This window comes from Paenibacillus sp. FSL H7-0735, assembly GCF_038008505.1.
GTDB lineage: Bacteria > Bacillota > Bacilli > Paenibacillales > Paenibacillaceae > Paenibacillus_AQ > Paenibacillus_AQ odorifer.
Window position 1 is genome coordinate 1,937,651 of sequence record NZ_JBBOZH010000001.1, and the last position, 21,115, is coordinate 1,958,765.

At 45.1% G+C, this 21,115-nt stretch carries 23 protein-coding genes; 18 read left to right on the forward strand and 5 right to left on the reverse strand.

Annotation, left to right across the window (positions count from 1 at the left end):
* The 13 genes from spoVAE to NSS82_RS08795 all read left to right on the forward strand — a co-directional run bounded on the left by spoVAE (position 1) and on the right by NSS82_RS08795 (position 11,221).
* Entirely contained in the window at positions 1 to 351 is a 351-nt protein-coding gene (gene spoVAE, locus NSS82_RS08735) for a stage V sporulation protein AE (protein ID WP_036675923.1), read from the forward strand.
* A gap of 155 nt (positions 352 to 506) precedes the next feature.
* Complete coding sequence (locus NSS82_RS08740) at positions 507 to 1,463, forward strand: AAA family ATPase (RefSeq protein ID WP_038569465.1); 957 nt, start codon at positions 507 to 509, stop codon at positions 1,461 to 1,463.
* Between the two features lies 1 nt (position 1,464).
* Positions 1,465 to 2,709, forward strand: coding sequence for a DUF58 domain-containing protein (locus NSS82_RS08745; protein WP_076104720.1), 1,245 nt, complete (start codon positions 1,465 to 1,467; stop codon positions 2,707 to 2,709).
* A gap of 1 nt (position 2,710) precedes the next feature.
* The gene (locus tag NSS82_RS08750; RefSeq protein WP_076104719.1) at positions 2,711 to 4,951 is read left to right on the forward strand and encodes a transglutaminase domain-containing protein; all 2,241 of its coding nucleotides are present in this window, start codon (positions 2,711 to 2,713) and stop codon (positions 4,949 to 4,951) included.
* Positions 4,952 to 5,038: 87 nt separating this feature from the next.
* Positions 5,039 to 5,560 carry a YqeG family HAD IIIA-type phosphatase gene (locus tag NSS82_RS08755; protein ID WP_076104762.1) on the forward strand — a complete coding sequence of 174 codons (522 nt, stop codon included), beginning with the start codon at positions 5,039 to 5,041 and terminating at the stop codon, positions 5,558 to 5,560.
* Between the two features lie 2 nt (positions 5,561 to 5,562).
* Positions 5,563 to 6,690: a ribosome biogenesis GTPase YqeH gene (yqeH, locus tag NSS82_RS08760; RefSeq protein ID WP_076104718.1), complete on the forward strand. Its 1,128-nt coding sequence runs from the start codon at positions 5,563 to 5,565 to the stop codon at positions 6,688 to 6,690.
* Between the two features lie 17 nt (positions 6,691 to 6,707).
* The gene (gene aroE, locus NSS82_RS08765) at positions 6,708 to 7,580 is read left to right on the forward strand and encodes a shikimate dehydrogenase (RefSeq protein ID WP_076104717.1); all 873 of its coding nucleotides are present in this window, start codon (positions 6,708 to 6,710) and stop codon (positions 7,578 to 7,580) included.
* 67 nt (positions 7,581 to 7,647) lie between these two features.
* Positions 7,648 to 7,941: a ribosome assembly RNA-binding protein YhbY gene (gene yhbY / locus NSS82_RS08770; protein WP_036675703.1), complete on the forward strand. Its 294-nt coding sequence runs from the start codon at positions 7,648 to 7,650 to the stop codon at positions 7,939 to 7,941.
* 36 nt (positions 7,942 to 7,977) lie between these two features.
* Positions 7,978 to 8,580 carry a nicotinate-nucleotide adenylyltransferase gene (locus tag NSS82_RS08775; protein WP_036675702.1) on the forward strand — a complete coding sequence of 201 codons (603 nt, stop codon included), beginning with the start codon at positions 7,978 to 7,980 and terminating at the stop codon, positions 8,578 to 8,580.
* Positions 8,552 to 9,130: a bis(5'-nucleosyl)-tetraphosphatase (symmetrical) YqeK gene (yqeK, locus tag NSS82_RS08780; protein ID WP_036675700.1), complete on the forward strand. Its 579-nt coding sequence runs from the start codon at positions 8,552 to 8,554 to the stop codon at positions 9,128 to 9,130. Before NSS82_RS08775 ends, yqeK begins: the two co-directional genes overlap by 29 nt.
* Complete coding sequence (rsfS, locus tag NSS82_RS08785) at positions 9,127 to 9,474, forward strand: ribosome silencing factor (protein WP_036675699.1); 348 nt, start codon at positions 9,127 to 9,129, stop codon at positions 9,472 to 9,474. The genes yqeK and rsfS overlap by 4 nt, the downstream gene beginning before the upstream one ends.
* Positions 9,471 to 10,394, forward strand: coding sequence for a CvfB family protein (locus NSS82_RS08790; protein WP_076104716.1), 924 nt, complete (start codon positions 9,471 to 9,473; stop codon positions 10,392 to 10,394). The genes rsfS and NSS82_RS08790 overlap by 4 nt, the downstream gene beginning before the upstream one ends.
* Positions 10,395 to 10,450: 56 nt before the next feature.
* Complete coding sequence (locus tag NSS82_RS08795) at positions 10,451 to 11,221, forward strand: class I SAM-dependent DNA methyltransferase (RefSeq protein ID WP_038569469.1); 771 nt, start codon at positions 10,451 to 10,453, stop codon at positions 11,219 to 11,221.
* A gap of 554 nt (positions 11,222 to 11,775) precedes the next feature.
* Here the strand turns inward: NSS82_RS08795 and NSS82_RS08800 are convergent.
* From NSS82_RS08800 to NSS82_RS08815, 4 genes are all read right to left on the reverse strand, one after another.
* Positions 11,776 to 12,702: an IS3 family transposase gene (locus NSS82_RS08800; RefSeq protein ID WP_143760599.1), complete on the reverse strand. Its 927-nt coding sequence runs from the start codon at positions 12,700 to 12,702 to the stop codon at positions 11,776 to 11,778.
* The gene (locus tag NSS82_RS08805; RefSeq protein WP_036683594.1) at positions 12,651 to 12,968 is read right to left on the reverse strand and encodes a transposase; all 318 of its coding nucleotides are present in this window, start codon (positions 12,966 to 12,968) and stop codon (positions 12,651 to 12,653) included. The genes NSS82_RS08800 and NSS82_RS08805 overlap by 52 nt, the downstream gene beginning before the upstream one ends.
* A gap of 298 nt (positions 12,969 to 13,266) precedes the next feature.
* Positions 13,267 to 13,425, reverse strand: a complete 159-nt coding sequence (locus NSS82_RS08810) for a hypothetical protein (protein WP_036675694.1) — start codon at positions 13,423 to 13,425, stop codon at positions 13,267 to 13,269.
* Between the two features lie 133 nt (positions 13,426 to 13,558).
* Complete coding sequence (locus NSS82_RS08815; protein ID WP_036675692.1) at positions 13,559 to 14,515, reverse strand: ArsR/SmtB family transcription factor; 957 nt, start codon at positions 14,513 to 14,515, stop codon at positions 13,559 to 13,561.
* 376 nt (positions 14,516 to 14,891) lie between these two features.
* Between NSS82_RS08815 and NSS82_RS08820 the strand changes: the two genes are divergently transcribed.
* The 5 genes from NSS82_RS08820 to NSS82_RS08840 are packed head-to-tail and all read left to right on the forward strand — an operon-like array spanning position 14,892 to position 20,298.
* Entirely contained in the window at positions 14,892 to 16,262 is a 1,371-nt protein-coding gene (locus tag NSS82_RS08820; protein WP_076272377.1) for an arabinan endo-1,5-alpha-L-arabinosidase, read from the forward strand.
* Positions 16,259 to 17,734, forward strand: coding sequence for an alpha-N-arabinofuranosidase (locus NSS82_RS08825; protein ID WP_076272376.1), 1,476 nt, complete (start codon positions 16,259 to 16,261; stop codon positions 17,732 to 17,734). The genes NSS82_RS08820 and NSS82_RS08825 overlap by 4 nt, the downstream gene beginning before the upstream one ends.
* 4 nt (positions 17,735 to 17,738) lie before the next feature.
* A complete protein-coding gene (locus tag NSS82_RS08830; RefSeq protein WP_076106144.1) occupies positions 17,739 to 18,011 on the forward strand; it encodes a DUF6171 family protein in 273 nt (90 codons plus the stop codon).
* 31 nt (positions 18,012 to 18,042) lie between these two features.
* A complete protein-coding gene (locus NSS82_RS08835; protein WP_076106163.1) occupies positions 18,043 to 19,320 on the forward strand; it encodes a glycoside hydrolase family 27 protein in 1,278 nt (425 codons plus the stop codon).
* 12 nt (positions 19,321 to 19,332) lie between these two features.
* Positions 19,333 to 20,298, forward strand: a complete 966-nt coding sequence (locus NSS82_RS08840; protein ID WP_036675689.1) for a glycoside hydrolase family 43 protein — start codon at positions 19,333 to 19,335, stop codon at positions 20,296 to 20,298.
* Between the two features lie 80 nt (positions 20,299 to 20,378).
* Here NSS82_RS08840 and NSS82_RS08845 read toward each other — a convergent pair whose 3' ends face one another.
* Positions 20,379 to 20,906 carry a hypothetical protein gene (locus NSS82_RS08845; protein WP_038569473.1) on the reverse strand — a complete coding sequence of 176 codons (528 nt, stop codon included), beginning with the start codon at positions 20,904 to 20,906 and terminating at the stop codon, positions 20,379 to 20,381.
* Positions 20,907 to 21,115: the final 209 nt, after the last annotated feature.

A 21,115-nucleotide genomic window follows, 5' to 3' on the forward strand; every position in this document is an offset into this window, starting at 1 on the left:
ATGATTTACTTATGGGCTTTTCTGATCGGAGGAGCCATTTGCGTTATAGGCCAGCTGATGTTTGATGTATTGAAGCTGACACCTGCACATACGATGAGTACATTAGTTGTAGCCGGAGCGATTGCTGATGCTTTTGGCATCTACGATCCACTTGTGAAATTTGCGGGTGCAGGCGCAACCATTCCAATCACAAGCTTCGGTAACTCTTTGGTCCATGGGGCATTGACAGAGCTGGAACGGGATGGCTGGATCGGTGTAGTTACAGGGATTTTTGATATCACGAGCGCAGGGATTTCGTCAGCGATTGTGTTCTCTTTCCTGGCTGCATTGGTTGTCCGGCCTAAAGGATAATGGGATTCTAGCGCTTTAGATTAGAACCTGCGGGACATTGTGTCCTGCGGGTTTTTGGTTTGTTTACACTTCGTAAGCTTCAACAATGTACTTTGGGTCCCCTAATCATGTAAAATATAAATATTACTGCTTATTCTGACCTAGGAGGATCATATATGCCCGTTCGTCAAGAATCAATGCACATCATGAATGCTGTCCGTAATAATCTAGAATCCTGCATACTTGGAAAATCATTTGAAATACAATTGCTGCTAACAGCGCTGCTTGCCGGTGGTCATGTTCTGATCGAGGATGTACCGGGAACAGGAAAGACCCAGCTTATTCGCGCACTTTCCAGATCAATGTCCGGAGAGTATCGCCGGATACAATGTAATCCTGATATTCTTCCGAGTGATATTACCGGTGTATCTGTGTATCATCCGAGGGACGAGATGTTTCATTTCCGCCCAGGTCCAGTGATGACGAATATCCTGCTGGCCGATGAAATTAACCGAGCCACCACAAAGACACAATCCGCCCTTCTGGAAGTGATGGAGGAACGAAATGTAACCGTAGATGGGGAGACCTATCCGCTGCCGCATCCATTTATGTTGTGCGCCACCCAGAATCCGATAGATTTTGAGGGAACCTACACGTTGCCGGAAGCTCAGTTGGATCGGTTTATGCTAAGAATTAGTCTTGGTTATCCTGATGCAGCAACCGAAAAAAATCTATTGCTGAGCCACCAAGAAGGTCAACCAGTGGACAGGCTTACAGCCGTCACTAGTATGGAGCAGATCGCTAGTATTCAGGAGGAGATTCGTGAGATTTATATGAGTGATCCTGTACTGAATTATTTGTTAGATATTGTGCGCCAGACAAGAGAGCATCCGCTTGTATTGCTCGGTGCAAGTCCACGAGCTTCGTTATCGTTTATGCTGGCTTGTAAAGCTTATGCTTTCTTACAGGGAAGAGATTATGTGCTTCCAGATGACGTAAAGGTGCTTACTCCATTTGCCTTGGGTCATCGTATATTGCTGCGTCCAGAGTCGCGCCTAGATAATGTTAGCGTAGATTCACTGCTTCAAAAGCTTCTGCAGAGCATTCATGTGCCTGTTACGATGAGGCAATAATATGAGACGTTATTTGTCTACGGTGGCAGCTCGCATTCAGCCTACTAAATTCGCCAGCATCCTTGTAATTTGGAGTATTACTCTCTTATATGTACTATTTCAGGGCGGTAAAACTGCATTTATGTTGTTTATTATGGTCTCTGTACTTATTGCATATCTGATTGCTGGAGGTTTGGGAGGCGTTCGGCGGGCTAAGGGTGTTCGCAGTTTTTATGCCGAACAGGATAAGGGAGATTTGCTCTCTGCCGGTGGGTATCTTCGTGTAGGTCTGAAGGTCACAATCCCGGGGATTTTGCCTTTACCTTATGTAGTTGTAAGGGAAGTTCTGAAACGGCATAATGGCGAATCATGGGTATTTGAGGAAAGTCTGATTCCCAGCCTCAGAGGACTTGGGGAACTGCGGTTTCAGACACCAGTTCTGGAACGGGGCACTTATACATTTTCAGATACGGATATCATCAGCCAAGATATTTTCGGCCTTGTCGAGCATAAAGGTACTTTTTTGGCTGAAGGACAGTTTCAGGTGTTGCCTCGTGCAATCTATGTTCCGCGCTGGCAGTTATATGAAAGAAAATCCCGTCTTTCTGGACCACAGACCTCTGTAGTTCAATCCCGTCGTGAGACTACCCAAATTAACGGTGTACGTGATTATGTATATGGCGACCGCTTAACACGTATTCATTGGAATGCAACGGCAAAGACAGGCTCGTGGAAGTCCAAAGAGTTCGAGCATGAGTCGATTCCCAAAACCATTCTAGTTCTGGACGGCTCTGCTTCTGCTTATATGAATTCGAATCAATTTGAACTCGCAGTCTCCGTCGCAGCCTCACTACTTGGATTCGGCATTCGAGAGCGAATTGGGATCGGTCTTTGCTGCTTGGATAAAACCACGAAGGTATTTGCACCTGTTGAAGGTGCTGCTGAGCGTCAGAAAATGATTCAATATTTGATCGATCTTAACGCCGAAGGGCACGGTCCACTCATTTCCCGTTTGGAAAAAGGTTACCGTATGTTCCCTAAAGGCTCATACTTCGTGCTAATTAGTCCTCAACGTGGGCAGCCTGTACTGGATGCACTACGTTGGGCTGACAGCAGAGGGATGACTCCGTCGCACATTCATATAGGGAATTTATCAGAAACGAATAGCAGCACAGATTGGACAGACGTTCTAAGATCACGGGGGATTACAGGCTACAGCATTAGCTCACTGCAAGAGCTTCCCATAGTATTAGGAGGGGAAGTCTGATATGAGAAACTGGTGGAATCAGATGAAATTCTCCTGGCACCGTTCTTTAGGTCTATTGTGGCTTTTGATTATAGCCCACCAGTGGGTCTCTTATACGGAGCCTATCTGGTTAAGACAGACAACTGCTGTTGTGTGGGCTGCATTAATAACGATCACCGTGATTGAAATCATAATTCCTGTAAAAGTTCAGATAAGGCTCTTTATTGAAGCGGCAGCTATTATTTATATCGTTTATCGTATACTTATCAATTATGGTATATACGTCGCTGATCCTTGGGCAACAACCCTCCCGGACAGACTGCAGGATATTGCAGTTCATATGGTGCCCTATATCTGGTTTGCTCTCGGGGCCTCAGCCCTGCTGCTGTTGTCGTCTTGGTGGGCATCCTCAAAAAGACGTATTTTATGGTTTATAGGAATGAACATAGTGGCTTTTGCTGCCTTGGATTCCTTTACATCTATCGTTTTGTGGCAGGAAGTAGCCTGGACGGTATTTGCGGGGATGGGCTGGCTGGTCAGCCATCATCTGAGAAGCTTCCAGCTACATTATCCGCGTGGTTGGGTGCATCTGCTGAAATATCCCACGAAAATTGTCATTAATATTGCCATCGTCTTCTCTTTGGTCATCCTAATTGGAGTGAATATGCCTGGGGTAAGGCCTACCCTAACCGATCCTTATACCGCTTGGCAAGAATGGAATGGGATTGGGAAGTCTTCTGGGAAGGGCACAGTTGGGACCACGAAATCTGAGATGGGTTCTGTCTCCCCTACTAACAATACTTCGTCAGGTTACAGTCTGAATGATGATCAACTAGGCGGCGGCTTTACCTTCGATTATACACCGGTGATGACAGTGGTTTCTGATTTGCGTATTTATATGCGGGGAGAAACGCGCAGATTATATTCCGGAAGAGGCTGGGTCGATAGAGATCGGTTAAATCGGGGACCTCTAGAAGCGGTGGATGTAGGTGAATCTTTAGAGAGCAGTGTGGGTTCTAAAGTGAATACACGAACACTGAAACAAACAGTAACCGTGCTTAATAATAATGAATTTCCTGTGCTGTTTGGCACTTATTCAGTATCTTCGGTGGATTCTTTAAATGGGGAAAAAGCTGGAAATGGACTCTCCTGGAGAAGCCGGGACAGCGAGCTGATCTGGGATGTGGATGGGAAGAAACTCGCTTATCCGTCTACCTTTGAGGTGACGTCTGAGGTTCCTGTAATTCCTGTTCAAGAATTGACAACAAAGACGTATGAGGAGCTATATAAAGGGAACGATTTGGAGAAAATGTTTCTTCAACTGCCTAACGATTTTCCTAAAAGAGTCAGGGAGCTGGCTGAGGAAATCACGGCTGAAGGAAAAACGCCGTATGAAAAAACAGCGCTTTTGCAACAATACTTACAACAAACCTTTCCATATACCAATAATCCAGATATATCACGTGTCACAAGCAACGATTTTGTAGAAGGGTTTTTGTTTGAGTTAAAGGAAGGTTACTGTGATTATTATTCTACGGCACTGGTTACTATGGCGCGCTCTCTGAACATCCCTGCACGATGGGTTAAGGGGTACGCACCTGGGGAACAGCCAGAAATCCCAATGAATCCGGCACAACAGCAATCAGGCACAGTGAATAATAATTATACAATTACCAATGCGGATTCCCACTCTTGGGCTGAGGTTTACTTTGGTGATTATGGTTGGATTCCAGTTGAAGCTACACCTGGATTTAATATTCCGCTTTTAACTCAGAATGAGCAAACCCCTGAGGTCGAGTCAGAAGATCAAGAAGAACAGGCAGAACCTACACCAGCGCCTGTGAATAACGCACAAGAAGATCAAGGGTTTCATGTAGGTCTTTGGGTTGTTGTGGCAGCTGTAGCGGTGTTGCTGTCCTGGACGATTTTTATAGTTTGGCATAGACGCTTTAAGCTTCGCTTCTTCATGCAGCAGCTGCGCAATGGCCGGCCTTTAACGCCAGATCAGAAAGTAGTGGCGGAAACTGAGCGTTGGGTAAGGTATTTGCACCGCAAGGGAATGCTAAAAGAAGAGCACGAAACTTTGCGTGAAGCCGTAGATCGCTGGAGTGGAGAACGTCCGGCAGTGGCTGATCATCTATCCTCACTACTAGCAATGTTCGAAAAGGCGAAATATAGCCCTGAGGTTATTGAAGACAAAGACTGGCAGAGCGTGTATACTGAAGCTTTGTGGGTGCGGAGAAAAATGAGATCCAAGAAATAACACTTTGCGTGAAAGCATAGATACAGATTTATTTGCGATGCGCAAGGAGTATGTTATAGTTTTTTGTATGAAATCGAGGTGAACGTATTGTTTGAAATGTTAGTTCCCAAACTCCGGGTGAATACGGTATTCGATATTGCTCTGGACGAGCTGTATAGACAGGGATATCGCGGAATCATCACGGATCTGGATAACACACTGGTCGGTGCCAAAGCGCCTGTGGCTACTCCGGAGCTGTTGTTATGGTTCGAAAATGTGAAGGAACTGGGCTTTAAGCTCATCATCGTATCTAACAATAACATGGAACGGGTGTCACGCTTTGCAACACCGCTTAATATTGAATTTGTGCACCAGGCTCGTAAACCGAGTAATGCTCCTTTTCTCAAAGCGATGAAGCAGATGGAGCTGCCACCTGAACAAACGATTGTGGTGGGAGATCAAATGCTTACAGATGTATACGGCGGCAATCGCCTTGGCCTGTATACTGTTTTGGTACTGCCAATCTCCGTCAAGGATGAGGGGTTCGGCACAAGGTTTAATCGCCGGGTAGAGCGGGTTGCTCTGACACGGCTTCGCAAAAAAGGATTGTGGCACGAGGAGGAAAAATAGTAATGAACGAACAAAGCGAAACACAGCGTCCTGAGAAGTGCAGCGGTTGCGGCATCAAGCTTCAGACGGAGCATAAGGATCAACCAGGATACCTTCCGGAGGTTGCACTTGAACGGGACCCGGTGATTTGCCAACGCTGTTTCCGGATTAAAAATTATAATGAGGCTTCATCTGTTTCGGTGAATCAGGATGAATTTCTTCGCCTGCTGAGTGGAGTAGGAGAGAAGAATGCGCTTGTTATTCATATTGTCGATATCTTCGATTTTGAAGGCAGTCTGATTTCCGGCCTGCAGCGCTTTGTTGGCAATAACCCTGTTATTCTTGCAGTGAATAAATGTGACTTGCTGCCGAAAGTTACAAACTGGAACAAGTTGCGTAACTGGATGCAGCAGCGCTGTAAAGAGGAAGGCTTGCGGACGGCTGAAATCGTACTTTGCAGTGCGAAACGCAATCAAGGTTTTGACCGTTTGCTGGAAGCCGTAACGGAGTTGCGCGGCCAACGTGACGTATATGTCGTGGGTGCTACCAATGTGGGCAAATCCACACTTATTAATCGTCTGATTTCGGACTATAGCGATTTGGAGCAGGAGTTAACGACTTCACGTTACCCTGGCACAACACTCGATACGGTCAAAATTCCATTGGATGATGGCCACTACATTATAGATACTCCAGGGATTGTGTATCCTTGGCGTTATAGTGAATTAGTAGAGCGTCAGGATCTGGATGCAGTTATGCCTGCCAATCCTTTGAAGCCAACAGTCTATCAGTTGAACGAAGGACAGACTCTTTTCTTCGGTGGATTGGGACGTTTTGATTTCGTACAAGGCCCGCATCAATCCTTCACTTGCTTTATTAGTGGTACTTTAAAAATCCATCGCACGAAGCTGGAACGCGCAGATTCCCTCTATCAGGATCATCGCGGTGAAATGCTGTCTCCACCGGGAAGTGACCGGATGGACAAGCTGCCACCTTGGCAGCGGCATGAGTTCCGGATTAATCGGGGCAGCCGAACCGATCTGTACATTTCGGGTCTGGGCTGGATTAAGGTTAATGGAACTGAAGGTGCAGTTGTGGCCATTCACGTTCCGCGTGGGGTGAAGGTGCTTACCCGCCCTTCGATGATTTAACGAGGGAGGATAATCTATTGTCTACAACAGCAGTCGAAGGCTACAATAGCGGTAATATTCTACTCGGTGTAATGGGAGATCCTATTATACAATCCAAATCTCCAATTATGCATGAAGCAGCGCTGCGAGCGCTGGGAATTCCGGGTGCTTATGTACCGCTTCATATCCACCCGGAGAAGCTGGGCGATGCGGTGCAAGCGATCCGTACGCTTGGTTTCCGTGGAGTGAATGTGACGATTCCGCATAAGGTTGCGGTGATGGAGTATTTGGATGTATTAGATGAGAGTGCAGTAGCCGTTGGTGCAGTCAATACGATTGTTAATGATAACGGAGTGCTCACCGGATATAATACGGATGGAATCGGTTATGTGCGTTCGCTCAAAGCGGAAGCTATTTCTGATTTGTCTGGTGCGAAGATTATGGTTATCGGGGCCGGTGGAGCAGCAAGAGGAATTGTTGCCGCACTACTTCAAGAGAAACCTTCTTCAATCATTATTGCTAATCGCAGCGCTGAGAAGGCAGAGGACTTGGCGACACAGTGCCGGAGCAAAGGGAATGTCATCGGGATTAGCATGAACGAAGTAGCAGAAAAGCTAAGTGGTGTAGACGTGCTGATCAATACTACCTCCGTAGGTATGTATCCTCATATGGATGAGACACCGATAGATCCTGGACTGCTTCGTGAAGGAATGGTCGTAAGCGATCTGATTTATAATCCGCTGCGCACGCGGCTATTGTTGGAAGGACTCGAACGGGGCTGCACGATTCATGGAGGCCTTGGTATGTTTGTCTATCAGGGAGCTTATGCTCTGGAGTATTGGACAGGGCAGCCTGCTCCTACAGAAATCATGCGGCAGACCATTCTGGATTGTTTGGGTGGAAATGAGTAAGAAATGGATTCATTAAGTTAGGGTAATAATAGGTAATAATATATGTTAATTAAGGAGTTATTCATTTATGTTAACTGGTAAACAAACACGGTATCTTCGTTCATTGGCGCACCATCTCGATCCTATTTTTCAAGTGGGCAAAGGTGGAGTAAACGATCACCTCGTACGCCATATTGAAGAAGCTATTGAGAAGCGCGAGCTTATGAAGATTAGTATACTGAGCAATAATATTGAGAATCCCAAGGAAATCGGTGCTGCTCTGGCTGAACAATCGGGTTCTGAGCTTGTGCAAGTGATCGGTAAGACTGTCGTTCTATACAAAGAATCACGTGATAACAAAACCATTGAGCTGCCGCGTTAATAGCTGTAAGTATACCTTACCGAGGAGGTCGTCCTCTTGAAAGTTGGAATTATGGGAGGTACCTTTGATCCTCTTCATATCGGTCATATGATGGCAGCGGAAGCCGCAAGAGATACTTATGGTCTGCAAGAGGTATGGTTTATGCCTTCACATATCCCGCCTCATAAACATGAGGCAGGTGTATCTGGAGAAGACCGGCTAGCAATGGTGCAGGAAGCGGTGAAGAATCACGAAGCTTTTTGCACATTAGATTGGGAAGTTGTCAGAGGTGGCGTCTCCTATACCTATGAGACCATAAGACGTCTGCAAGAGGAGTATCCGCATTTCGATCTTTATTTCATAATTGGAGCGGATATGGTCCAGTATTTGCCGAAATGGAACGAGATTGAAGAACTGGTGCAGCGGCTTACATTTATTGGTGTGGGTCGTCCGGGAACACCTCTTGATCTAGATGCATTGCCAGACTTTATAGCAAAAAAGGTATTGCTTGCAGATATGCCACTGGTTGATATTTCGTCAACGATGTTAAGAGAACGGGCGGCAGCAGGTAAATCTATTCGTTATATGGTTCCAGAGGCAGTGTTCGATTATGTTCAAAGGAGTGGATTGTATGGCATACGGCCGCGAAGCGCTGATTGAGGCGGTCTCCACACAGATGCCTGATAAGCGCTGGAAGCATACACTCGGCGTGATGGAGACATCTATTCAACTGGCGAAGCAATATGGTGCTGACCCTGAACGTGCAGAGACAGCAGCGATTCTGCATGATGTGGCCAAGTATTGGCCGGTTGAGCGAATGAAGGAGATCATTGAACAAAATCAATTGAATTTGGATCTTCTGGTGTATGACAAGCAGATGTGGCATTCGGAAGTAGGCGCCTTTGTAGCTGAGAAAGACTATGGGATTACGGATCCTGATATTATCAATGCGATTCGTTTCCATACCTCAGGCCGTGAAGACATGAGTTTACTTGAAAAAATCGTCTGCCTAGCTGACTACATCGAGCCTGGGCGTGATTTTCCCGGGGTTGATAAGATACGCGAGAAGGCACAAGTAAGTTTGGAAGAAGGATTAGTCGCTGGGTTCGATTCTACGATTAGTTTGTTACTGGAGAAACGCCGGGTGATTTTCCCCTTAACGGTACTGGCGCGTAATGATTTAGTTAGAATATTGGAGGATAAAATATGAGTGTACAACCAAGCAAGCTGTTAGAACTGGCCCTTAAGGCTGTTGAAGATAAAAAAGCAATGAACGTCGTGGCACTAGATCTACGTAATGTTTCACCAATCAGTGATTACTTTATCGTATGTCACGGTAACTCGGATATTCAGGTACAGGCGATCGCTACCGAAGTCCGTAAAGTAGTTCATGAAGCAGGCGGAGTCATCAAAGGGATTGAAGGCATGGATTCAGCACGCTGGGTGCTGATGGATCTTGGCGATGTTATCGTTCATATATTCCACCGCGATGAGCGTGAATATTACAATATCGAGCGTCTGTGGTCCGATGCCAAGGTTGTGGAGACTGTATGAGCCTGATTGCAGGAACTACGGTTAGACTTCATGTAGAGCGGGAAGTTTCCCCATACGGATTCTTTTTAAATGCTGGAGACCAAGATGTTATGCTGCATTATACGGAGCTGACAGAGAAGGTAAAAGCAGGCGATAAAGTTGAAGTTTTCATTTTCTTTGATACCGAGGACCGTCTTGCGGCAACGATGAAAAAACCATTTCTGACGCTGGGCGAGATGGCGTTATTGGAAGTGGCTGATATTCATCCGCGTCTGGGCTGCTTTTTGGAAATGGGCCTTGGACGCCAGCTGCTGCTGCCTATTCGTGAGCTTCCAGAACTTCCAGAGCTGCGTCCGCAGGTTGGAGACTATGTGTTTGCGATCATGGAGCATGATAAACAGGGGCGTCTGCGTGCCAAGCTGGCCGGAGAACAGGAGCTTGCTCCACTAGCTCTGCCTGCACCTGAATCTTGGATGGGACAGACTGTAACAGCCCGAGTGTATAAGCCGCTGCAAATGGGTACTTTTGTACTTGTGGATGCGGGTGTTCTAGGCTTTGGGATTATCGGTATGGTCCATTCATCTGAGCGGAGCCGTCTGCTGCGTCTTGGTGAGCAGTTTGAAGCACGTGTCTCTCATATCCGTGAGGATGGACGTGTTAACCTTTCTATGGGTCTCCGTAAAGAAGTGGGGATGGATGTAGATTCTGCCGCACTTTTGGAGTTCTTAAATGCTCGTCCAGGTGGAGCGATGCCTTATTCGGATGCTACGCCGCCAGATATTATCAAACAACGGTTCGGAATCAGTAAATCCGCCTTCAAGCGTGCACTTGGGAAGCTGATGAAGGAAGGCCATATTACTCAAAAAGAGAATTGGACTTATCTTGTTGCTAAGGATAATGAAGAAGGAACAACCGAAGGGCAAGAAGAAACGACGGATTAAGCTTACGATTCAATAGACGTAATTTATAAAATGTTGTTATAGAAAGCGGTGTAATTGTGTCTTCCTATGGGAAATTTGCTTATGTATACGATGAGCTTATGGCAGATATGCCGTATCCAGATTGGATATCCTTTGCTGAAGCCGCATGGAGTAAATACGGCAAGCCGTTAACTGTAGCCGAGCTTGGCTGTGGTACAGGGAGTATTACAATTCCTTTGGCGGGTTCAGGATATCATATGACCGGAATCGATTTATCTTCTGACATGCTCTCAGTGGCACAGCGCAAAATGGAGGAGCATCCCCAGGGACGGCGCTTTTTGCGTGAAGGCAGTGTTCGTTGGATTAGACAAAACATGAAGGAATGGGAGCTTCCGGAGCTGGTGGATTCTGTGATTTCCTTTTGTGATTGTCTGAATTATGTGTTGGAAGAGGATGACATCAGCGCTGTTTTTGCCAGTACCTATGCAGGGTTAAAGCAAGGCGGAACCTTTCTGTTCGATGTGCATCATCCAAACACACTAATTCGTTATGAAGAAGAACAGCCCTTTATTCTGGACGAGCCATCTGTGTCTTATATTTGGACTTGTGAGATGGATGTTCCACGCCGCGAAATTGAACATCATCTGTCCATTTTTGCCCGTGAAGACGGACACAGCGATCGCTATCGCCGATTCGAAGAGACCCATATTCAGCGTGCCTACGATCCTAACTGGATGAAGGAAGAGCTGCTTAAGGCTGGGTTTAGTGATGTGAAGATCTATGCCGATTTCGAGTGGGTAGAGGCAGAAGATGATGCTGAACGATTATTTTATGTAGCTATAAAATAAATATTCAAAATGCTAAGAGGGGCTGTCCCATAAGCTATGAAAATAGCTGCTGGGACAGCCCCTTTTTTGACCTTAGCTGATTGCTGGGGGAAGCGAGTGGAATGCTGCTGTTGGAAGCACCTAGGTTGACGCTGCCGGAAACAAGTGTGTTTCCGCTATCGAATGCTCATGCATTACCGCTGGCGTGAGCGTGTGGGTTCTCGCTCTCGAAAGCTCATATACTGCCGCTTTGCGGAAGCGTGTAGGTTCTCGCTCTCGAATGCTCATGCATCGCCCTTTACGGATGCGTGTAGGTTTTCACTATCCAACAACATGCATGCACAACTACCATCAGATATACGTATTAGTAGTAGCTATCGGACCCAGCGGACCTTATACGCAGCATTTTCCAATATATTGGGTGCTATCGGACTCCAGTGCAGCTATTGGCTTGAAAAACGTCCAATATTGGTCATTTTCCAAGGGATAGCGTCACTGGAGTCCGAAAACATGCTCCAAGGGCTAAAAATATGCAAATAACGTCATCTGTGGACCTCTGTCAAGAAAGTGGACAGTCACGCAACAGACATTCTAGTCAATTGCTCAGCAAAACGAACTGGAGAAAGATACCCCAGCGCGCCATGCATTCGCTTGCGGTTATAGTAAAACTCAATATATTGAAAAAGTGTCTGGTAGGCTTGCTCCTTAGTTTTGAATCGTGGATTACAATAAATGAGCTCCTTTTTCAAAATGCTGTGCCACGACTCGATACAGGCGTTATCATAACAGTTACCTCTGCGGCTCATGCTGGACTCCATGCCATACGCTTTCAACTGCTTCGTGTATTCATGAGAAGTATATTGAGAACCTCTATCGGAGTGATGTAATAGACCCTTTTCCGGTTGTTTAGCTTCGTAAGCATCTTGTAAGGCGCCCGAAATTAAGCTAGTTTCCATATGGTTCTCCAAGCGCCACCCCACGATTTCACGCGTGCAAAGGTCCATCACACTAGCCAGGTACAAGCGCCCTCCCCGGCAAGGAATGTACGTAATGTCGGTAACCCATACTGAATTGGGTTTGAGTATTTTAAATTGCTGGTTCAGCGTATTCGGGGCAATCGGATGGTCATGATTGGAGTCAGTGGTCTGTACGCGATACGTTTTGGAGACAATGGAGCGAAGCTTCATATGTCGCATGTACACACTCACCGTGCGTTCGGTAACGGTATAACCTTCTTGATGTAACAGGCGGGTGATCTTCGGACTCCCATACCGCTTTTGATGGTCTGCAAAATGATACTGAATTCGCTTCATTATCGCAGCCTTACGAAGCATATGCGTACTGTTTTTTTCTGTCCGCCACTTGTAGTACCCGCTCCGTGACACATGTAGGGTCATGCACATCTTCTCCAAGAGAAACTCGGAGCGATGTTTTTCAATAAACTGGAATCTCAGTTCCTTGGTTTGCTGAAGATGTGCACTGCTTTTTTTACGATCGCTAATTCCTCTTCCACATCAGCAATCTTGTTATCTTTTTCTTGAAGTTGTCGGCTCATTTCTTTCAACTGTGCCTCGAGTTCCCGTACTCGATCCACGCTAGCTGCCGGTTCATTCTTTAGTTCTCGATACTGGCTCATCCATTGATGCAGGGTACTTTTTGGGATGTTGAGCTCTTCCGCCAAGTCGCCCACTGTCTTTGTTTGCTCTTGAATGAACTGCACTGTCTGTTTTTTAAATTCTTCGTTATACCGTTGTCGATGTTCTCCCATGTGAACACACCTCCGTGGACTCATTATCGCCAGTCTGTTAACTACTGTCCACTTTTTATTCTAGCTTCACTGGGTCCGTGAGCCACGTGAGATACGTAAGCCACGTGAGATACATGTGAGATGATGGGGACAAGGTTGGAGTAACCAGCCAGCGACCCAAACATAAACAGCGATTCTCCGATATCAGGAGAATCGCTGTTTTTATGACTTCATTCGTTGGAGCAGCTTGTAATTGCGCCAACATAATAAATACAAAATAAACCGGGCAGTGTTTATACCACCCGGCATCTTCCAATCCTTACCGATGCTCAAACAGATCAATGGCACCCAATACGACATGAGCCAGACCAAATCCAAGTACGCCTGTTGCTGCCATCTTATACTTGCTTCCAAGAAAAGCGGCGCTAGAAGCGGTTACGACGGTTCCAAGAACAGCGGGAATTAGACCTTCACGCATTCGAAACACTCCTTCTCGGTGGTTTGGGAGACAAAGTTATTATGGTTCAATATCGAAAAAATATACGAAGCTCAAAAAGACCCTAAATCAGCGTTAGCTGAATTTAGAGTCTTTTTATTTAAATCAGGGTTGGTTACTCTGCTATTATAACAGCGTTACGAGGGAGGCCCTCTCCAACTTCATGTACATCATACAACACACGTGCCAGTAGGTCCTGGCTATAATTGCCGAAATGTTTTCCGTAAATCGTGAGTCCACGTTTGTTTGTAGGCTTGTCGGTTACTGCGATACGGAATGTGAGTTCACTTTTGTAATCCAATTGGATATCATCAAGGGTCACATCAGAAATCCGACAGCCATCAATGAAGCTGCCTTCATTATTGATACGGATCAGCTTCAGCATGCCGTATTGGTTTAGGTGCGGAGGCCACCAATCGGGGTTAAACGTTCCCCGGGTATCTCCGAAATCGCCAGGGCTAGTCCAGAATCCGATTTCAATTCCATTTAAATAGAAATAAAGGTCGGACGGATAGTTATCGTTAGACCCAGGAGCTTCAGAGCCGATCTCCATCGAGAACTGAATTTCGCGGAACGTTTGGTTGGCTTTAAGGTAGTTTGGAATTCTATATTCGAGGAACCCTTCAGCCATCCAAATAATTTCGGATTCAATTCGCTGCGGATCTGCAAAATAACGCGGCTCGTCGAAATCCCCGATGATGCTATCTTTGGTAGCCAGTCCACAAGTTGGAACAGCCTGATAGTTGCTGTAATGACCTACTTGAATTTCTACTTCGTAAAGATTATCAACATCCTTGCTGCGAAGGTCAACAATAAGCTTGTCCTTATTTAAATAGCAGACCTTTTGAATACCGTGTTTGCCCACTGATGTGTTTATCTCAATGAGACCGCTTTCTTCTAACTTTTTAATATGCATGGTAATGGCGCCGTTGCTGAGGTTCAGTTTTTTGGCAATTTCATTCAGGTTCAAGGCTTGATTGGTGGCAAGGAGCTCTAAAATGAGGATTCTGATTTCTGAGCTTAGTGCCTTGAAAATTTCTAATCCACTCATTAAATCTTTAATATAGATCATTTTATCAATACCTTCTTCCGATTACGTCATAAATTATACTATTTTATAAAATTATAAACTAATAAGGCATATAAATAAAGTATACTTCCTTATTTTGTAGAATGGTCAAATATAAGAGGGATTTTTGGCATGATTTTCTTTTAATTTAGTAAAATTTAAACAAACAAAGGATTAAACTAAAGAAAAAGACGATTATTTCGCCATAATTCATTTATTTCGAGTTTAATTTCATATAAATATGAAAAGATTTATAGAAATATATTTACAAGGCTTTTTATATATGTTATTTTATATTGTAAGCGAATACATATTTTTTCATTTTAAATTTAATATTTATTGCTGCTCAATCTGTTGCTATTTCTGAGGTGATAATTTAATGGTAAAAAAAACAACAGATCTTGTCTTTCCAAGTTCCCCAGGGAACATGCCAATGTATGATCTATCAGTGATTGATATTGAGTCTTTATGGACGCTTCACAACACACATGATCCAGGCGTTATTAAAACAGATGAGGGTTACTATGTTTTTTCTACCGATATAAGAGTCGGAGGAGAATTACGTCCAGGCGTAATGGTTCGAAAATCACAGGATCTTATCCATTGGGAATGGGTTCATTATGCGCTGCCGGGAATTCCCCGAGTTGCGAAGGAATGGGCAGGGGCTACTAATTTATGGGCACCCGATGTGGTGAAATACGGTGATCAGTATCGAATGTATTACTCGGCCTCATCTTTTGGAAGTAGACAATCGCTAATCGGACTTCAAACTTCATCTTCTATTGAGGGACCTTGGACCGATGAAGGTGTGGTGATTCAGACGCGTGCTGAAGACTCACTGAATGCGATTGATGCAAATGTGCTTACGGATGCAGATGGACGGATGTGGATGGTGTATGGTTCTTTTTTTGGTGGAATTCATATCATTGAGCTGAATGCGGAAACGGGCAAACCGAAGCAAGAAGGTTTTGGTACGCTGATCGCTAAACGGGATAACACCATTAAAGATGGAGCAGTTGAAGGACCGTACATAGTGTATAACGAGCAATTCAAAAAATACTATTTGTTCGTCTCCTATGACTCCCTGTTTGAGGATTATAACGTTCGTGTCGCTCGTGCAGATACTATTACCGGCCCATATGTGGATTATAACGGACGAGATATGACTGATAGTGCGCATCAACCCCGATATGAGGTCGGCAATAAAATACTGGGTGGCTATCGCTTTGGACAAGATCCAGGTTGGATTGCTCCCGGCCATAACTCAGTTCTTCATGAGGATGGCAGCTATTATATAGTTCATCATGCACGTGGTGAAATCGATAAACATTGGTCCTATTTACAGGTTCGTCGAATTCTGTGGACAGAGGATGGTTGGCCTGTTGTATCTCCAGAACGGTATGCGGGTGAAGTGGAACAGGATATTCCAGAACAGCTAATCGCAGGACAGTGGGAATGGATTGTAATGGACCCCTCAGTGGATGGCCAGATTCAGTCTGCCCTCATAAGTCTATCCTCTGACTTTAAGCTGGAAGGTGCGAATGGAAAGGGAAGCTGGTCTTTTGATGGACGCAGAGTCCTGACCTTGGTCTGGAATGACGTTATCGAGGGTAAAGGCCGGATAGAGAAGGTGCAATTGCTTCCGTCATGGGATTGGGAGAAAGAAACTCAGACCCTTGTATTTACTGGATTAAATGAAAATGGAATTTCCATCTGGGGTAAGCAAAAGAATGGAGAAGAGAATAGATGACTACTATCAAGCTACATGCAGGTAAAGGAATTAATAAGATTAGCAAGTATCTATATGGTCATTTTGCCGAGCATTTGGGCAGATGTATCTATGATGGGATCTATGTGGGGGAAGATTCGCCGATTCCGAACACCAAGGGCTTTCGCAACGACATCCTAGCAGCACTCAAAAAAGTTAATATTCCTGTCCTTCGTTGGCCGGGGGGCTGTTTTGCCGATGAGTATCATTGGAAGGATGGCGTCGGTCCAAAAGAAACCCGTAAGCGGATGGTGAATACGCACTGGGGCGGTGTCGTCGAGAATAATTATTTTGGGACGCATGAATTTTTTGAATTATGTGAGTTGCTGGATTGTGAACCATATATCTGCGGGAATGTTGGCAGTGGCACTGTTCAGGAGATGTCGGAGTGGGTTGAATATATGACCTTTGAAGGCGAATCACCGATGGCGGACTGGCGTCGTGAAAATGGGCGTGAAGAGCCGTGGAAGTTGAAGTATTTTGGTGTAGGTAATGAGAACTGGGGCTGCGGCGGCAATATGCGTCCAGAATATTATGCAGATTTGTACAGACGTTACCAGACATATGTGCGTAATTATGGTGAAAATCAGATCTATAGAATCGCTGGTGGCGCCAACGTTGATGATTATAATTGGACAGAAGTGCTAATGCGCGAAGCTGGACGGTTTATGGATGGTCTCAGTCTTCATTCGTATACGATTCCTGGAAGCTGGGAAGAGAAACGTTACGCTTTAGGTTTTGACGAAGCCGAATGGTTTGAGACTATGCAAAAAACCTTGCATATGGATGAACTGATTACCAAACATTCAGCGGTAATGGATAAATATGATCCGGATAAGCGGGTTGGAATGATTATAGATGAGTGGGGAACCTGGTTCTTAAATGAACCTGGTACGAATCCGGGGTTCCTGTATCAGCAGAATACACTCAGAGATGCATTGGTAGCAGGGGTAACGCTGAATATTTTCCAAAAGCATAGCAGTCGTGTGCAAATGGCGAATTTGGCTCAAGTGGTCAATGTACTGCAGGCTCTTATCCTGACGGAGGGCGACAAGATGATTCTAACGCCTACCTATCATGTATTTGAAATGTACAAAGAGCATCAGGATAATGAACTGCTTGAAGTAACTGTTGAGAGCCCTGATTATACGTTTGGGGATCTAACAATTCCACAGATTAGCGTTTCTGCTTCTCGCGATACGAATGGCAAAGTATATGTTTCTCTCTGTAACTTGAGCCATAATGACAGCGCATCGCTAAGTATTGGTATTGAAGAGGTTACCTTTAGCAAAGTGACAGGTCAGATCTTAACGCATTCCGTGCTGGGTGCGCACAATACGTTTGAGGCACCGGATACAGTTACTCCAGTAGCTTTTGAGGGTGCATCTTTATCGGGTGAAAAGCTGAGCTGCGAGCTTCCACCTGCTTCTGTAGTAGTCTTGACTCTGGAATAATATCATGTCAGAGAATCAAGAAAAAAACCGTCGCTGCAAAAGCTGTGATGAGAACATGAGAATAAGCCCAGAAAAACTGGAGCGTTTAATAGAAATAGCCACTAGAGAAAGACCCTTAGCGCCGGAGGAGCAATATTTGCAGCGTATTGAACATTGCCGAGATTGCTCTGGCCTGCAATTTGGTAGCACTTGCCGTTATTGTGGCTGCCTCGTAGAGGTGAGAACAAGACTACAGGACTCTACTTGCCCTTATCCCTCGGCACCTCGCTGGGAGTGAATACTAAGTTTTTGAAAAGGACGTGAAAATCATCAAACAAAATTTGTTAGCTGCTACGCCCCCGATGGGCTGGAATAGTTGGGACTGTTACGGAGCCAGTGTAAATGAAGAAGAAGTAAGAGGCAACGCAGAATATATGGCTACCCATTTGAAGGACTTTGGTTGGGAATATGTAGTTGTGGATATTCAGTGGTATGAGCCTGGAGCGAATTCTTCGCAGTATCGCAACTTTGTACCGCTGGTTATGGATGAGTACTCCAGACTTCAACCTGCTGAGAATCGGTTTCCTTCCGCAGCGGGAGGCAAAGGGTTTGCGCCACTCGCTGAATATGTGCATGGATTGGGTTTGAAATTCGGTATACACATTATGCGCGGAATTCCGCGTCAGGCTGCTCATGCGGCCAGTGCCATACTAGGATCTGAGCAAACCGCACGCGATGTGGCTCACCCAAATTCTATTTGTCCATGGAATACGGACATGTATGGAGTAGATGCTTCAAAAGAAGGCAGTCAGGCGTATTATGACTCGCTGTTCCAGTTGTATGCCAGTTGGGGTGTGGATTATGTGAAAGTGGATGATATTGCCGCTTCTCGCATTTATGGATACCACAAAGAAGAAGTTGCTATGATCCGTAAGGCTATTGACCGCAGTGGTCGCGAGATGGTGCTCAGTCTTTCGCCTGGACCTGCTCCAGTGGAAGAGGCTGAACACTTAGCCGGACACGCTAACCTTTGGAGAATGACCGATGATTACTGGGATCATTGGCATCTGCTGCGCGGGATGTTTGAGCGCTGTGAGAAATGGGCTCCTTATGTTCAGCCGGGCCATTGGCCGGATTGTGACATGCTGCCGTTAGGTCATCTGGGCATTCGTTCTGTAGATGGCGGGGGAGACCGGTTCACGCGGTTTACTCATGACGAGCAGGTCACCATGATGACACTGTGGAGTATTTTCCGCTCCCCGTTAATGTTTGGAGGAGAACTTCGGGACAATGATGATTGGACATTATCTTTATTGACCAATAAGGAAGTGCTTCATCTGCATCGTTATGGTAAAGGCGGCAGACAGGTAGCGCTAAATGAGGAGCATGCGATCTGGACATCTGAGGATGAACAAGGTAACCATTATGTAGCTTTGTTTAATCTTAGCGATGAAACATTAACGCTTCAGGTATCATTCGAGCAGCTTAATGTTTCAATTCCTAGTACTATACGTGATCTATGGCAGAGCCGCGATTTGGAAGTAGTTAACGAAGGTATTTCTCAAACTCTTCCACAGCATGGTTCTGTATTGTTAAAGTTTAAATAGAGGAGAGAGATTATGAATACGAGTGTAGAATATAAAAATCCATTGGTGGAGCAGCGTGCTGATCCATGGGTATATAAACATACAGATGGTTATTACTACTTTATTGCTTCTGTCCCAGAATACGACCGGATCGAAGTGCGGAGAGCAACAACAATCGAGGGATTGGCTGCTGCAGAACCGGCTGTAGCTTGGCGTAAATATGAGACGGGTCCGCTTAGTGCAAACATTTGGGCACCAGAGCTCCATTATATTGACGGGAAATGGTACATTTATTTCGCAGCGGCGCGTACTACGGAGACGAAGGATGGATTATTCGATCACCGTATGTTTGCTCTTGAGAATGAATCTGCCAATCCTTTAGAAGGAACATGGGTAGAAAAAGGCCAGGTGAAAACCGCTTGGGAATCCTTCGCTTTGGATGCAACCACCTTCCAGCACAAAGGAAAATTGTATTATGTATGGGCACAGAAGGACCTGAATATTGAGGGGAATTCTAATCTGTATATTTCTGAAATGAGTAATCCATGGACGCTAACGGGTCCTCAGACGATGATTGCTACTCCTGAATATGACTGGGAAATTATTGGGTACAAGGTAAACGAAGGAGCTGCAGTGCTTAAACGTAACGGCCGTATCTTTATCAGCTTCTCGGCTAGCGCTACGGATTTCAATTACTGCATGGGACTTTTGGTTGCGGATGAAGACAGCGATCTGCTGGACGCCGCTTCATGGACCAAACTGCCGGAACCGGTATTCCAGACCCACGAAGAGAATGGACAATATGGTCCAGGTCATAACAGTTTTACTGTAAATGAAAATGGGGAAGATGTACTCATCTACCACTGCCGCAATTATAAAGAAATTACTGGCGATCCGCTGTATGATCCGAACCGTCATACTCGTGCTCAAGTCTTCCATTGGAATGAAGATGGTACGCCGAATTTTGGGGTTCCCGTTAAGGATGCTGCTAAACAATAATTCGTTGAGTATATAAAAAAGAGGGTTACTCATAAGCCATGTAGATGGCTGCTGAGTAACCCTCTTTCTTATGTTGCACCTTAAGGTATATATTGTTGAACGATCGAAGTAATTACGCCGTCCTGAATGGTGATGTGATACGGGAACTGGCTCAAGTCGATGACATCCGTATTATTAAATTGATCCATAAATTGCTGTAAGGTGATGGACTCATTCCAGTTGATATCCAAGTCTTCCATGTTGCCAGTGTGATCAAAAATTTGCATCGTCACTGTGGCGTTATCCGCTATCGGATAAGTTGTTAGAGTATCAACATCATTTACAATATAATAACTGTCTGGAGCTCCGCCGATTTCTGCTGCAGCTTCTGGATCTCTTTCAGCAAAGATTCGATCGGCATCAGCACCCTGATACCAGTTTATTTCATCGGTCGTACCGGAGAGCTTGCCATGGTCGGATTCAATAGTATGAAAGTAAACTGTTTGATGCTGGGTCTTGTCACTATCTTGCGCATCTACCCGTGTTCCAACGGTACTTGCAGAAGTAATGAGGGAAAGAAACAACAGAACAACAACCGGTAACACATACGCTGACTTTTTCTTAAACATTATTAATCTCCCCCTTGAGATATGTAAGACGTTGTATAAAACTTATTACCCGCTCCGTTTTTTCTTAAACGGGTTATATATTACTCTTTACGTGAAATGAGCAGTTTTTGTTGCATTTTTTTAAAAGTTTTTTTAAAAAGCAATGAGAAGTCACGAGTTCCCTAAAATGAATAGTAAAAGCTTATCTCCTCGGGCATATTAAAATATCA